Genomic DNA, 14,550 nt, shown 5'->3' with positions numbered 1-14,550 from the left:
GTCCCGGTGTGCGCCGCGGCGCGGGCACCGGGACGGCGGCGCGGGTCAGCTCGAAGCGCCGAGCTCGCTACGGGCGCGGATCTCCTGCGACAGGCTGCCGGCGAGGCCGGACAGCTCCGCGGCCGTTTCGAGCAGGCGCGGTGCGAGTTCCCGCATGCGCGAGTCCGGCAGCTGCAGGCTCGGGCCGGCGATGCTCACGACGCCCAGCGGCGTGCCGGTGTCCGGGTCGACCAAGGGGGTCGCCATCGCGGAGATGCCTTCTTCGACGCTGTCGTGGACGTGCGCCCAGCCGCGTTCGCGGGCTTCGTGGATGCGGGCCTGGACTTCGGCGAGGCTGGTGGGTGCGTTGCGGCCGGCGGGGTGGCGCTCGTCGTAGTCCTGGCGCGCGACCAGGCGCAGGGCTTCGTCGTCGGTGAGCCGCGAGAGCCACGCGACACCGCTGGCCGACGACGCGAACGGGATCTCGGAGCCGTGGTCGGGATCGGGGTCGTAGCGCAGGCCCGCCCGGGCGCCTTGCGATTTGGCCACCCACAGCAGCTGCTCACCGTCGACGAGGCCGAGCCGGACGAGCTGGCCGGACTCTGTGGCGAGCCGGGCCAGCACGGGCACGGCGAGTTCGAAGATCGTGCTGCTGGCGAGGTGGCGCAGGCCGAGGCCGACGACCTTCAACGTGAGCGCGTAGTTGCCCGACGGCTCGTGCTGGCGCACGAACCCTTCTTCGACGAGGGTGACCAGGATGCGGTGTGCCGCGCTCTTGGGCAGGTCCTGCTCCTCGGCGATACGAGCCAGGGGCAGCCCCTCCGGGTGCCCGACCATGCTCTGCACCACGCCCAGACCGCGCGACAATGCTCCTGCTGCCATCGCTCCCCGTTCTCCGCACCGTCGTCCGGCTAGCGTAGCCGAGCGCTGCCACGGCGGTGCTCTGTGTGTTCTTCGGCTGATTGACAATTTATCAGAACGGTGTTCCACTCTTGAAGACCGTTCCAGTTGTGGTGCACCTGCGTCGAAGGAGCCCGAGTGCCGCCCGTCGAAACCGTGCTGAGCCAGGGGAGTTTCCGGCACCTGGACACCGGCGAGTTCGCGCTCGCCGCGGCCGTGGCCGGGTTCGACGCGCTGGCGGTGTGGCGGCAGGCGCCGGGATACCGCGGCGCTCGCGCGACGGCGCGCGCGGCCGCGCAGGCGGGCATCCGCGTCGACACGGTGTGCCGCGGCGGGGTCCTCGACCGGGCCGGGCACGACGACACGGTGCGGGCGCTCGGCGAAGCCGCCGAGCTGGGCGCGGGGGTGCTCGTCGTGATCGCCGGGCCACCACGCCCGGCCGACCCGCGGGCCGCCGGCGCGGACCTGCGCGCCGCGCTCGAACTCGCGGTGCCCGCCGCGGAACGCGCGGGAGTCGTGATCGCGCTGGAGCCGTTCCACCCCGTGCTCGCGGCCGACCGGTCGTGGCTGGTCACCCTCGCGCAGGCCGTCGACGTCGCCGACGAGTTCGACTCACCGTTCCTCGGGATCGCCGTCGACAGCTACCACCTGTGGTGGGATCCGCTGCTCGCCGCCGGCCTGCGCCGGGCCGGTAGCCGGATCGCCGCCGTGCAGCTCGCCGATTGGGTCGTGCCCGAGCCGGGCCTGCTGCCGCCGCGGGGGCTCCCGGGCGAGGGGGTTGTCCCGCTCCGGGAATTCGTGAAGCTGACCCGGGAAGCCGGGTACCGGGGCGCGCTCGAGATCGAGGTGCTCGGCGACCGCTTCCGGTCGCTGCCGGCGCCCGACGCCGCCCGTTCGCTCAAGACCGCTCTCGACGACACCGCTGTCGGGGCAGAGGAAGGAAGTCACGCATGAGCAAGGAGATCCCCCGGCAGGGACTGCTGTACGAGGACCTGTCCGTCGGTCTCTCGTTCCGCAGCCCGGGCCGCACGATCACCGACGCCGACGTCCTCGGCTTCGCCGGGCTCACCGGGGACTACTCCGAGGTGCACACCAGTGACGTGTACGCCAAGGCCAGCCAGTTCGGCCGCCGGATCGCTCACGGCATGCTCGGGCTGGCGTACGCGCACGGGCTGATGTGGCCGCGCACGGAGCTGCTGCGCCACACCGCGATCGCGTTCCTGGGCATCAAGGACTGGCGGTTCGTCGCGCCGATCTTCCTCGGCGACACGATCTTCGTGAACTACTCCGTCGCCGAGATGCGCGATTCGAAGTCCAAGCCGGACCAGGCCATCGTGACCTTCGACGTCGAGGTGGTCGACCAGGACGGGCGCGTGTGCCAGCGGGGGCAGAAGGTCGAGCTGCTGTCGAAGGTGCCGCTGGCCGGCGTCACCGCGAGCGGGCAGGCCGGCTGATGGCCGGGCGGTTCGCCGGCAAGCGCGCGCTGGTCACCGGTGGCGGCCGGGGCATCGGCCACGCGATCGTCGCGCGGCTCGCGGCCGAAGACGCCGAAGTCGTGGTGGCAGACGTCGATCCGGCACAGGCGAAGGCCGTGGTGGAATCCTTGCGGGACAAGGGGTTCACCGCCGAGGCGCGCACCCTGGACGTGGGTGACCCGGCGTCGTTCGCCGCCGTCGGCGAGCGGCTGGACGTCGTCGTCGCGAACGCGGGGATCCAGACCTTCGCGCCCGCGAGCGAGCTGACCGTCGCCGACTGGGACCGCGTGCTCGACGTCAACGCGCGTGGCACGATGCTCACCCTCCAGCTGGCTGCGCGGTGCCTGCGCGAGGGCGGCGCGGCGGTCACCGTCGCCTCCATCCAGGCGCTGCTGCCCAATGCGCTGTCGGCGAACTACGCCGCGTCGAAGGCCGCCGTGCTGAGCCTGACGAAGTCGTTCGCGGCCGAGCTCGCGCCGCGCGGGATCCGGGTCAACGCGGTGGCGCCGGGGCGGATCGACACGCCGCTGTCGGACTTCGGCAGCGAGCAGGTCGGGCGCATCACCGGCCAGGACGCGGCCGAAGCGCTCGAGCGCCGCCTGTCCACCAACCCGCTGGGCCGGATCGGCCGGCCCGACGAGGTGGCCGCCGCGGTGGCGTTCCTGGCGTCCGACGACGCGTCCTACATCACCGGCGAATGCGTGAACGTGTGCGGTGGGGACGTGATGCTGTGATCCCGCTCGACGCGGCACCGTCCGGGCGGGACCGCACCAACGTGCACCTGTCCCCGGAAGAGGCGGTCGCGCTCGTGCCCGGCGGCGCGACCGTGGCGGTCGGCGGCACCGGCTCTCTGCTGCAGGTTCCGGAAACGCTGCTCGCGGCGCTCGAACGGCGGTGGGAGGACGGCGGTTCGCCCGCCGGTCTCACCGTCGTGCACGTGATGGGGCTGGGTGACCACGAGGGCCGCGGTGTCGACCACCTCGCGATCCCCGGGCTCGTGCGCCGCTTCATCGGCTCGCACTTCGTGCTCTCGCCCCGGGAGCAGGGCGTGATCGCGCGCGACGAGGTCGAGGCCATCGGCCTGCCCGCGGGTACGATCTCCTTGCTGTACCGGGAGATCGCCGCGCGCCGGCCCGGCCTGTTCACCGACATCGGGCTCGGCACGTTCGTCGACCCGCGCCGGCAGTGGGGCCGGATGAACGCGCGTACCACCACGGGCCTGAGCGAACTGGTGACCGTCGGCGGCCAGGAGTGGCTGTTCTACCCGCGGTTCGACCTCGACGTCGCGCTGCTGCGCGCCACCGAGGCCGACGTCGACGGCAACATCGGCATGGACGACGAAGCCGCGTTCGCCGACAACCTGGCGATCGCGCAGGCCACGCACAACAGCGGCGGACTGGTGCTCGTCGAGGTGAAGCGGCTCGTCGACCGCGGCGAGCTCCCGGCGAACCGCGTCCGCATCCCCGGGCCGCTGGTGGACCACGTGGTGCTCACCGACTTCCCGAACCAGACGCCGATCACGGTCGCCGACCCGCGGCGCACCGGCACGTTCCCGAACCGCCCGACGCAAGTCGAGGCGTTGCCGTTCGACCAGCGCAAGGTGGTCGCGCGCCGGGCGGCGATCGAGCTGCACGAGGGCGATCTTGCCAACCTCGGTGTCGGCATGGCCAACGGCATCAGCTACGTCGCGCTGGAAGAAGGGTTCCTCGATCGCTTCACGCTCACGGTGGAGCAGGGGATCTTCGGCGGCCTGCCCGGTGTCGGCCTCGACTCCGGCACCGCGATCAACCCGTCGGCGATCGTGGACATGCCGAGCCAGTTCGACCTCTACGACGGCGGAGCGCTCGACTTCGCCGGGCTCGCGTACGCGGAGGTCGACCGGCACGGCAACGTCAACGTGGCCGCCGCCGGCGGGAAACCGATCGGCCCCGGCGGGTTCATCGACATCAGCCAGAAGGCCCGCACGATCGTCTTCTGCGGCACCCTGCGCGGCGGCGGGCTCGAAGTCGGGATCACCGACGGGCAGCTTGTCATCACCCAGGACGGGCGCTACCCGAAGTTCGTCGACGAGGTCTCCCACATCTGCTTCAGCGCCGAACGCGCCCAGGCGGCAGGCCAGGAAGTGCTCTACGTGACCGAACGCGCGGTGTTCCGGCTTGCGCCCGACGGCGTGGAGCTCATCGAGGTCGCGCCCGGCGCCGACCTGCAGCGCGACGTGCTGGACCGGATGGGGTTCACGCCGGTGCTGCGCGGCGAACCCCGCCTGATGGACCCGCGCCTGTTCCGGCCCGAGCCGGCCGGGCTGAAACCGCGCCCGCGCCGGGACAAGACCGGCCCCGACAAGACCGGCCGCGACAAAACCGGCCGGCAGACCACAGAAAGGCCGTAGTCCTCATGACCGATGCGTTCGAAGGCGTCCGCATCCTCGACTTCACGCAGCTCGAGCAAGGCCCGTCGGCCACGCAGGTCCTGGCCGACTTCGGCGCCGAGGTGATCAAGGTCGAGCGGATCGACGCCGGGGAGATCGGCCGCTTCCAGCCGCCGTTCCTGGCCAACGGGTTCAGCCCGCACTGGTCCGCGACCAACCGCAACAAGATGAGCATCAGCGTCGACGTGAAATCGCCGGAGGGCAAGGAGCTCATCCACGCACTGGCGAAGGACGCGGACATCGTCGCGAGCAACTTCCGCCCCGGCGTGATGGACCGGCTCGGGTTCGGCTGGGACGCGCTGTCGGAGATCAACCCGCGGATCATCGTCGCGTACGCGTCGGGCTACGGGCTGTCCGGACCGTACGTGCACCGGCGGGGCCAGGACCTGGCCGCCCAGTCGATCAGCGGCCTGATGGCGCTGACCGGCAGCCAGGAGACCGGCCCGGTGCCCGTCGGCACGTTCATGGTCGACTACCTCGCGTCCATGCAGTTCGCGCAGGGCATGATGATCGCGCTCGCCGCGCGGGAGAAGACCGGCCGCGGCCAGGTCGTGGACTCGAACCTGCTGAACGCCGCGATCACCAGCCACCTGCAGGAAGGCACGACCTACCTCAACACCGGCCAGCGGTTCGACCGGCCGTCCGCCGGGATCGCCCACGCCCACAACACCGCGCTGTACGGCTACTACGAAGCCGCCGACGGCCTGTGGTTCACGCTCATCGGCGAGTTCTACGTGGACGAGCAGTGGCGGCGCTCGGCCCGCGCCTGCGGGCTCGCGCCCGAACACGTCGAGGACCCGCGGTTCCGGACGATCGAAGGCCTGCGCGAGCACACCGAGGAGACGCACCGCCTGCTCGCCGACGCCATCCGGAAGTTCCCGCGCGCCGAGATCATGGCCCGGTTCGAAGCCGAAGACGTGCTCGTGGCGCCCGTGCACGAGTACGACGCGGTGTTCGACGACCCGCAGGTGCGCCACAACGGGCTCGTGATCGAGTCCGAAGTGGACAAAGTGGGCACGGTCCGCTGGGTCGGTATGCCCGTCGCGCTCTCGGACACCCCGGCGCGGCTGCGGCACGTCCCGCCGAAGATCGGCCAGCACAACGACGACGTCCTCACCGCCGCCGGCCTCAGCGCCGACCGGATCGCACAGCTGAAGGCCGCCGGTGTCGTCGGCTCCGAGGCCGACCGCGAACGCGCCGGCGGCGACCCCGCCTGGTCCTGACCCCAGCAAGGAGATCCCCCGCAGTGACGACCCTGAACTCGAGCACGCTCGTCCTCCCCACCGCGGACGGTGGCACCACCCGGCACGTGATGCACGAGGCCGTCGACTACCCGCACCACCCCGCGCCGTTCAGCTCGCGCACCGTGCTCGCCGCCGCCCACGTGGTCGCCGACACGCGCGCGGACTACCAGCCGGGCCAGGAACCGCCGGTCGACTGGGAAGCGACCGTCGCGTTCCGGCAGCACCTGTTCTCCTACGGCGTCGGCATCGCCGAGGCCATGGACACCTCCGAACGCGGGCCCGGCGGCCTGAGCTGGCGCCAGGCCCAGGAGCTCATCCGGCTCGGCGTCGCCGCCGCGCGCGAGGCCGGCGCCGCCGTGGTCGCCGGCGCGGGTACTGATCAGCTCACGGCCGCGGCCCCGGCGCTGAACCAGATCGTCGAGGCCTATCTCGAGCAGCTGGAGTTCGTGCAGGCGCAGGGGAGCGCGGCGGTGCTGCGCGCGAGCCACGCGCTCGTGTCCGTCGCGCAGACCGCGGACGACTACCTGTCGGTGTACCGCGACGTGCTCGCCAAGACCGACAAGCCCGCCATCGTGCACTGGCTCGGCACCGGGTTCGACCCGAGCCTGGCCGGCTACTGGGGCCACACCGACGTGCTCGCGGCGATGGACGTGGTCGTGCAGCTGGCGCGCGACAACGCCGAGAAGCTCGAAGGCATCAAGTTCAGCCTGCTCGACCACGAACTGGAACAGGAGTTCCGCCGCCGCCTGCCCGCCGGCGTGAAGGTCTTCACCGGCGACGACTACGGCTACACCGACCTCCTGCTGGGCGACGGCGAACACCACAGCCACGGCCTGCTCGGCGTGCTCGACCCGATCGCGCCCATCGCGTCGGCCGGCTTCGCCGCGCTCGACGCCGGCGACGAAGCCGGTTTCACGGAGACGATGAACCGCTCGATCCCGCTGGCGGTCAAGATGTTCGAGGCCCCGGCCGACCGCTACAAGGTCGGCACGGTGTTCGTCGCCTGGCTTTCGGGTCACCAGGACCACTACCGCATGGTCAGCGGCCGGGAAGGGATGCGGTCGCTGCAGCACCTGACCGACCTGTTCGTGCTGACCGACGAGCTCGGCCTGTTCCCCGACCCCGAGCTGGCCGCCCACCGCATGCGGTTGCTGCTGGCCGCCGAGGGGGTCGAGTGACCCCGCCGGTGCGCCGGGTCGCGGCTGCGGAAGTGCGCGCTGCGTTGGTGGGGGCGCGACAGGTTGCGGTGCTCGACGACGATCCGACGGGGACGCAGACGGTGCGGGATCTGCCGGTGCTGACGCGGTGGTCGGCCGACGACATCCGGTGGGCGCTGCGGCAGGGCCGGGCCGGGTTCTTCGTGCTCACCAACACGCGCAGCCTCGCGCCGGGCGATGCGGCCGCGCGGGATCGGGAGGTGGCCGAGGCGTGCCTGGCCGCGGCCGAGTCGGAGGGCGTGCCGCTCGCGTTCGCCAGCCGCAGTGACTCGACGCTGCGCGGGCACTTTCCGCTGGAGACCGATGTGCTGGGCGAGGTCGTGGCTCGGCACGGGGGCGAGGTGGACGGGATCCTGCTGGCTCCGGCCTATGTGGACGCCGGGCGGGTCACGATCGACGGCACCCACTGGCTGCGCACCGGCGAGGATTTGGTGCCGGTGGCCGAGAGTGAGTTCGCGCGGGACGCGACCTTCGGTTACCGCTCGTCGCGGTTGGCCGAGTGGGTGGCGGAGAAAAGCGCCGGGCGTATCCCGAGCTCTTCGGTGGCCGAGTTGCGGTTGACTGCGATCCGGACCGGCACGACCGATACGCTGAGGGCTGGGCTGCAGGGTCCGGTGGTGGTGCTCGACGCCGACGAGGACGACGACCTCCGCGCGAGCGTGCTCGCGATCCTCGCGGCGGAGGCCGACGGCAAGACCTTCCTCTACCGGGTGGGCCCCTCGTTCGTGCGGGCCCGGGTCGGGCAGGACGCGCACCCGCCGATCGACGACGCCACGCTCGCGCAGCTGGTCCGCCACGACACCCACGGCCTGGTGGTGGTCGGTTCCCACGTCGGGCTGACGAGCCGGCAGCTGGCGCACCTGGCCGGGCGGCGGGCGTTCACCACGGTCGAACTCGACGTGCCGGTGCTCCTGGACGAGGCCCGGGCCGAGCAGCACCTGCGCGACGCCGTGACCACGGCGACGACGGCGCTCACGGAATCGCTGGTCGTGCTGCAAACCTCCCGGACGCTCGTCACCGGGCAGGACGAGGCCCACAGCCTCGACATCGCCCGCCGCGTGAGTGCGGCGCTGACCCGGGTGGCGGGGGAGATCGTCGCGGCCCGGCGACCGTCCTTTGTGGTCGCGAAGGGCGGGATCACGTCCTCGGACGTGGCCACCGGCGCGCTCGGCATCGACCGGGCGTGGATCCGGGGGTCGCTGCTGCCCGGGATCGTGTCGCTGTGGGAACCGGCGTCCGGGCCGGCGCAGGGCCTGCCGTACGTGGTGTTCGCGGGCAACGTGGGCGGCAAGACTTCATTGGCGGACGTCATCGAACGGCTGGAGAACGCATGAGCACCCGCATCGTCATCACCGGCGGCGCCGGTTTCCTCGGCACCGTCCTGGCCCGCCGGCTGCTCACCGCCCCGGTCGGTCTCGGCGGCGCCGCCGTCGAGGAGCTGGGGGAGCTGGTGCTGGTGGACCTGTTCCCTCCGCCCGCCGACCTGACCGCGGACCCCCGCGTCCGGGTGATCACCGGCGACCTGGCCACCGCGCCGGCCGAACTGGGCGAGGTGGACGCGATCGTCCACCTGGCCGGGGTGGTCAGCGGCGCCGCCGAGGCCGATTTCGACCTGGGCATGCGCACCAACCTCGACGGCACCCGCGCCCTGCTCGAACACGCCCGCAGCCTGGCCGATCCGCCGGTGCTGGTGTTCTCCAGCTCGCTGGCGGTGTTCGGCCGCGACCCGGCGCTCGGGCCGCTCGGCGTGGTCGACGACGACACGCTGCCGCGGCCGCAGTCCAGCTACGGGATTCAGAAGTTCATCGGCGAGCAGCTGGTGACCGACTACACGCGCAAGGGCTTCGTGCGCGGGCGCTCGGTGCGGCTGATGACCGTGGCGGTGCGCCCGGGCAAACCCAACGCGGCGGCGTCGAGTTTCCTGTCCGGGATCATCCGCGAACCACTGGCCGGGATCAGGGCCGCCTGCCCGGTCCCGCCCGACACCCCGATCGCGCTGTCCTCCCCGCGCAAAACCCTCGACGGGCTGCTGCGCGCGCTCGAGGTCGACGACGCGGCGTGGGGCAGCCGCACCGCGATGAACCTGCCCGCGCTCACCACCACCCCGACGGAGATGGCCGCCGCGCTCGACCGCGTCGCCGGGGCGGGCACCAGCGACCTCATCGACTGGACCGACGACCCGGCCGTCGGCGCCATCGTCCGCAGCTGGCCCGCGCGCATGCACACCCCCCGCGCCGCCGCCCTCGGCCTCACCCCCGAACACACCTTCGACGACATCGTCCGCGCCTACCGCGACGACCTCCGCTAAAGGAAACCCCACATGACCCCGGTTTCGAAGCCACTGTCCGGTTCGGACGGAGGCGCGCCATGACCGTCGACGACCTGGACTCCGACGTGTCCCGGCACACAACGAAGCAGGTGCGCCGGGTCGGCCTGGCCGGCGGCATCGGCACGCTCATCGAGTACTACGACTACGCCCTCTACGGCTACGTTTCGGCGATCATCGCGCCGTTGTTCTTCCCCGGCAAGGATCCCGTCGCGTCCCTGCTGGCGGTGCTGGCCGTGTTCGCGCTCTCCTACGTGATCCGACCGGTCGGCGGGATCGTGTTCGGCTGGATCGGCGACCGGTTCGGCCGCCGCCGCGCGCTGCTCGTCACCGTCGTCGGCATCGGGCTCGCGAACACCGCCATCGGGATCCTGCCGACGTACGCGATGGTCGGGGTGCTCGCCCCCGTTCTGCTGCTGGTCGTGCGGCTGGCTCAGGGCTTCTTCGCCGGCGGTGAAGTCGGCGGTGCGGCCACGGTCATCGCCGAAGCGGCGCCACCCGGCAAGAAGGCGCGCTACGGCGCGTTCACGCCGATGGGCACCAACGCCGGCTTCGCGATCGCGTCGGCCGCCGTCGGGATCGTGTCCGGGGTGCTGGCCACCGAGCAGCTGAACTCGTGGGGCTGGCGCATCCCGTTCCTCATCGGGCTCCCGCTGACGGTCGTGTGCTACCTCGCGCGGCGCACGCTGCCCGACGTCGACCGCGCCGTCGCGACGGCGAAGCACGGCTTCCCGCTCACGTCCGCCCTGCGCTCGTACCCGGGCGCGCTGATCAAGGCCACCGCACTCGGCGTCGGGGTGCAGGGCGCGGCCTACATCGGCTCGACGTTCATCTCGATCTACCTCGTGACCGACCTGCACTACGCCAAGTCGCCGGTCTACTGGATCACCGCCGCGGTCACGCTCGTCGCGGTGGGGCTCATGCCGCTCACCGGGCGGCTCGCGGACCGCATCGGCCCGCTCAAGGTCGCGGTGATCGGGCTCGGCGGTTACGCCGTGATCACCTACCCCGGGTTCCTGCTGATGGACGTGGGCAACCTGTGGCTCGCCGCGCTCGGCTACGTGCTGATCATGGTCAACATGGCGTTCCTCCAGGTCGCCTCCTACACCGTGACGCCGCAGCTGTTCCCCGACGAGGTGCGCTACACCGGAACCGCGCTGGCCACGAACATCTCCGTGGTCATCGCCGGCGGCACGGCGCCCTACATCGGGACCTGGCTGGTCAGCGCGACCGACGACCTGCGCTCGCCGTACTACTTCGTGCTCACCACGTCGGTCATCGGCCTGATCGCGGTGGCGACGATGCGCACCCGCCGCCACCTGACGGCACCCGTCGCCGCCTGAGCCGGCTGCAAGGACTCCGGGTGGCCGCGACCCGTCGCGGCCACCCGGCCCCACCGGAAAGGACCTGCCCGCCCGATGCGAGCGGCACTCGACGACCTGGTCACGCGGCGCCTCGCCGGCCGTGCGGCCGTGCCCGCCTTCACCTGCTACGGCGCCGACACCGCACTGGCGGTGGTGAACGCCGCGGAAGCCCTTGGCCTGCCGGTGATCCTGCTGGTCGCCCCGTCGTCCGCCGGCGCGGACACCGGGCCGCGGCTGATCCGGATCCTGCGCGCCATCGCGGACGACTCGGCCGTCCCCGTGTGCGTGCAGCTCGACCACGCGAAGGACACCGCACTGATCCGCTCCGCGATCGCCGCCGGCGCCGACGCGGTCCTCGCCGACGGCTCCCACCTCCCGCCGGGCGAGAACGCCGCGTTCGTCCGGCAGGTGCACGAGTTCGCGGCACCCCGCGGCGTGGTCGTCGAGGCCGAACTCGGCAGCGTCCCCGGCGCCGAGGACCACGCCTCCGCCCACGCCGCCGACGACGCCGTCAAGACGGATCCAGCCCTGGTCCGGGCCTTCCTCGCCGAGAGCGGCGCCCGGCTGCTCGCGTGCGGGGTCGGCAACGTGCACGGCCGCTACCGCGGCACACCCGCGATCGACTGGCCCCTGCTGGCCCGCGTCCGCACCGAAGCCGGCCCGGTTCCGCTCGTGCTGCACGGCGCGTCCGGCCTGCCCGCCGCCGACCTGCGCGCCTGCGGTGCGGCCGGCGTCGGGAAGGTCAACGTCAACACCGAACTGCGCACCGCGATGCTGGCCGCCGCCGAAGACCGGCTCGGCCCCGCTCGCGCGGCGGGTGAAGACATGCTGACCTTCACCCGAAGCGTGCTGGCCGCGGCCACCGGCGTCTCCCGCGAAGTGCTGCGCACCTTGAGCGGCAGCTGAACCGGTCGTGCGTCAGGTCGTGCGCGGTGCGGCCGCGGCCCGTTGCCGGATCCGGACGTCGTCGTCGAACAGGTCCCGCTGCCGGATCGCGAGGGCGCACACGACGCTCACCACCGTGGTCGCCACCAGGTAGATCACGACCCCGGTGGTGCCGGTCCGGCCCGCGAGGTAGGCGAGGATCAGGGGCGTGAGCCCGGACGCGACGACACCCGAGAGCTGGTAGACGACCGAGATCCCGGTGCAGCGCCGGGAAATCGGGAAGAGCTCCGCGTAGAACGCCGCCTGCGGGCCGTACATCACGGGGTAGCTGATGCCCAGCACCGCCACGAGCGAGAGCGTGATCAGCACCGCGTTGCCCGAGTGCAACGCCGCCAGCGCGGGGATCGCCAGCACCAGCGTCGTCACGGCCCCGGTCGCGAACGTCCGGCGGCGGCCGAACCGGTCCGACACCCGGCCGAACACCGGGATGAACACGACCATCACCGCGGCCGCGATCATCACGCCGACCAGCAGCGGCTGCCGGTCGAGCTTGAGCGTGCCGCTGCCGTAGGAGATCACGAAGACCGCCCACGCGTTGAACGCGACGCCTTCGGTGAGGCGGCTGCCCATCCCGAGCAGCAGGTGACGGCGGGAGAGGCGGTCGCGCACGAGCTGGAGCGCGGGAACGGTGGCCGTGCCCTCTTCGGCGGCCATGGTGCGGAACGCCGGTGTCTCCATGATCCGGACCCGGACGATGAGCCCGACGACCACGAGCACCGCCGAGAGCAGGAACCCGATCCGCCAGCCCCACGCGAGGAACGCCGCTTCGGTGGTGACCGCGTTGAGCAGCGCCAGCACACCGGTGCCCAGGGTGAGCCCGATCGCCAGCCCGATTTGCGGGAAACTGCCGTAGAGGCCCCGTTTTCCGGCGGGGGCGTACTCCGTGGCCATGAGCACGGCACCGCCCCACTCACCGCCGACGGCCACGCCCTGGGCGAGCCGCAGGACGACGAGGATGACCGGGGCGGCCGGCCCGATCAGCCGGTAGTCGGGCAGCAACCCGATGAGGCAGGTCGCGGTGCCCATGATGAGCATCGTCGCCACGAGGATCCGCTTGCGCCCCAGCCGGTCGCCGAGGTGGCCGAAGATGAAGCCGCCGACGGGCCGGGCGAGGAACCCGAGCGCGAACGTGGCGAAGGCCAGGACGGTACCCACCAGCGGATCGTCGCCGGGGAAGTAGAGCTTGTTGAACACGATCCCCGCGGCGGTGCCGTAGAGGAAGAAGTCGTACCACTCGACGGTGGTGCCGAACACGCTGGACGCGACCACCAGGCGGACGTCGGAGCCGCCGGTGCGCGGTGCAGGAGTCGTCGTCATTGAGAACTCCCCGGAGTCAGAGCGAGCGGCGGTAGATGTCTTCGAGCGCGGACCGGGTGACCGGCCGCGGCACGACGGCGAGCTGGCGAGTCTGCTTGAGCGTGCCGTCCACGAGGGTGTCGACGTCGGCCTCGCCGTAGCCGAAAGCGTGCAGGCCCTTCGGCATCTGGATGTCGGTCATGAGCTCGGCGAGGACGTGGGGGAGGGCGTCGGCCCCGTCCGTGGCGGTGAAGGTCTGCCCGCCCGAGAGCAGGTGCGCGGCGTGGAGGTGACGTTCGGGCGCCGCGGGATAGGTCCAGCGGAACACCTCGACGGCCGTGGCGGACACGGCTTGGCCGTGGGGGACCATCGGCATCTCCGGGTAGCCGGCGGCGTGGTACTGCTTGACCGCGCCCGCGATCGGATAGGCGTTGGCGTGGGGCAGGTGGGTGCCGGCGTTGCCGAAGCCGGTCCCGGCGTAGGTCGACGCGAGCGCCATCTGGGTCCGCGCCGTGAGGTCGCGCCCGTTGAGGACAGCGGCGCGCAGGTGCTTGCCCACCAGTGACAGCGCCATTTCGCACCACACGTCGCTGATCGGGTTGGAGCCGCAGAACGCCGGGCGCCGCATCGGGTCTTCCGGCGCGGGCTTCGCGTCGTAGGCGACGCTGGTGTAGCTCTCCAGCGCGTGCGACAGCACGTCCATGCCGCTTGCGGCGGTCACAGCGGCGGGCAGCGTGATCGTCGTGCGGGGGTCGACGATCGCGAGCGCCGGGCGCAGGGCCGGGTGGCTGATCCCGGCCTTGAGGTGCAGGCCGAGCAGGTCGACCACGCAGATCGTGGTCGATTCGGAACCGGTGCCCGCGGTCGTCGGCACGGCGATCATCGGCTTCAGCGGCAGCCAGGGCGCTTTCCCGGCCCCGATCGGCGGCGTCACGAAGTCCAGCAGCTCACCGGGGTGGGTGGTGAGCAGGTTGACGGCCTTGGTGGTGTCGATCGCGGAACCGCCGCCGATGGCGACGAAGCAGTCCCAATCCTGCTGGCGGGCGAAGGCGACGGCTTCGGCGATGCTGGCGTCGGTCGGTTCGACGCCGACGCCGTCGAAGATCTCACCCTTGACGCCGGCCGCGCGGATCGCGTCGAGCGCCCGGTCGGGGACCCCGGTCGCGCGGACCCCGGGGTCGGTCAGCACGAGGCAGGACTTCGCCTGCCGGGCGGCCACCTCCGCGCCCAGTTCATCGAGCGCGCCGGCACCGAACTTCAGCGGCGGGGCAGCCCAGGTGAACACGTTCTCGTTCCGGGGCAGGTCGGTCATGAACCACTCCTCACGTCGACGTTGACAACATGTGGAAATACTCTCCACTATGTGGCGAGCATTC

General features: G+C 72.0%; 13 protein-coding genes. 10 read left to right on the top strand and 3 right to left on the bottom strand.

Features of this window, described 5'->3' with window-relative positions; translation table 11 throughout:
• Positions 1-45: 45 nt before the first annotated feature.
• Positions 46-861 (bottom strand): IclR family transcriptional regulator, encoded by an 816-nt coding sequence (locus ACIA77_RS44225; protein WP_395892164.1) that lies wholly within the window; start codon positions 859-861, stop codon positions 46-48.
• Positions 862-1,017: 156 nt separating this feature from the next.
• On the opposite strand from ACIA77_RS44225, the gene ACIA77_RS44220 reads away from it, so the two are divergent.
• From ACIA77_RS44220 to ACIA77_RS44175, 10 genes are all read left to right on the top strand, one after another.
• Positions 1,018-1,833 (top strand): sugar phosphate isomerase/epimerase family protein, encoded by an 816-nt coding sequence (locus ACIA77_RS44220; protein ID WP_395892163.1) that lies wholly within the window; start codon positions 1,018-1,020, stop codon positions 1,831-1,833.
• Positions 1,830-2,333, top strand: a complete 504-nt coding sequence (locus ACIA77_RS44215; RefSeq protein ID WP_395892162.1) for a MaoC/PaaZ C-terminal domain-containing protein — start codon at positions 1,830-1,832, stop codon at positions 2,331-2,333. The genes ACIA77_RS44220 and ACIA77_RS44215 overlap by 4 nt, the downstream gene beginning before the upstream one ends.
• A complete protein-coding gene (locus ACIA77_RS44210) occupies positions 2,333-3,088 on the top strand; it encodes an SDR family NAD(P)-dependent oxidoreductase (protein ID WP_395892161.1) in 756 nt (251 codons plus the stop codon). Before ACIA77_RS44215 ends, ACIA77_RS44210 begins: the two co-directional genes overlap by 1 nt.
• Positions 3,085-4,743 (top strand): acyl CoA:acetate/3-ketoacid CoA transferase, encoded by a 1,659-nt coding sequence (locus ACIA77_RS44205; RefSeq protein WP_395892160.1) that lies wholly within the window; start codon positions 3,085-3,087, stop codon positions 4,741-4,743. The genes ACIA77_RS44210 and ACIA77_RS44205 overlap by 4 nt, the downstream gene beginning before the upstream one ends.
• A gap of 5 nt (positions 4,744-4,748) precedes the next feature.
• Positions 4,749-6,005 (top strand): CaiB/BaiF CoA transferase family protein, encoded by a 1,257-nt coding sequence (locus ACIA77_RS44200; protein WP_395892159.1) that lies wholly within the window; start codon positions 4,749-4,751, stop codon positions 6,003-6,005.
• 23 nt (positions 6,006-6,028) lie between these two features.
• Positions 6,029-7,204 (top strand): DUF993 family protein, encoded by a 1,176-nt coding sequence (locus tag ACIA77_RS44195; RefSeq protein WP_395892158.1) that lies wholly within the window; start codon positions 6,029-6,031, stop codon positions 7,202-7,204.
• Positions 7,201-8,577, top strand: coding sequence for a four-carbon acid sugar kinase family protein (locus ACIA77_RS44190; RefSeq protein ID WP_395892157.1), 1,377 nt, complete (start codon positions 7,201-7,203; stop codon positions 8,575-8,577). Before ACIA77_RS44195 ends, ACIA77_RS44190 begins: the two co-directional genes overlap by 4 nt.
• Entirely contained in the window at positions 8,574-9,551 is a 978-nt protein-coding gene (gene denD, locus ACIA77_RS44185) for a D-erythronate dehydrogenase (RefSeq protein ID WP_395892156.1), read from the top strand. Before ACIA77_RS44190 ends, denD begins: the two co-directional genes overlap by 4 nt.
• Before the next feature lie 59 nt (positions 9,552-9,610).
• The gene (locus ACIA77_RS44180; protein WP_395892155.1) at positions 9,611-10,912 is read left to right on the top strand and encodes an MFS transporter; all 1,302 of its coding nucleotides are present in this window, start codon (positions 9,611-9,613) and stop codon (positions 10,910-10,912) included.
• Between the two features lie 75 nt (positions 10,913-10,987).
• Positions 10,988-11,839 carry a class II fructose-bisphosphate aldolase gene (locus tag ACIA77_RS44175; RefSeq protein ID WP_395892154.1) on the top strand — a complete coding sequence of 284 codons (852 nt, stop codon included), beginning with the start codon at positions 10,988-10,990 and terminating at the stop codon, positions 11,837-11,839.
• A gap of 12 nt (positions 11,840-11,851) precedes the next feature.
• On the opposite strand, the gene ACIA77_RS44170 is transcribed toward ACIA77_RS44175, so the two are convergent.
• Positions 11,852-13,195 (bottom strand): MFS transporter, encoded by a 1,344-nt coding sequence (locus ACIA77_RS44170; RefSeq protein WP_395892153.1) that lies wholly within the window; start codon positions 13,193-13,195, stop codon positions 11,852-11,854.
• Positions 13,196-13,211: 16 nt separating this feature from the next.
• On the bottom strand, positions 13,212-14,486 hold the full coding sequence (locus ACIA77_RS44165; protein ID WP_395892152.1) for a hydroxyacid-oxoacid transhydrogenase: 1,275 nt from the start codon (positions 14,484-14,486) through the stop codon (positions 13,212-13,214).
• Between the last annotated feature and the right edge of the window lie 64 nt (positions 14,487-14,550).

This window comes from Amycolatopsis sp. NPDC051903 (assembly GCF_044452505.1).
GTDB lineage: Bacteria > Actinomycetota > Actinomycetes > Mycobacteriales > Pseudonocardiaceae > Amycolatopsis.
The sequence above is the reverse complement of the archived record's forward strand: the minus strand, read 5'-3'. Positions and strand labels throughout refer to the sequence as shown.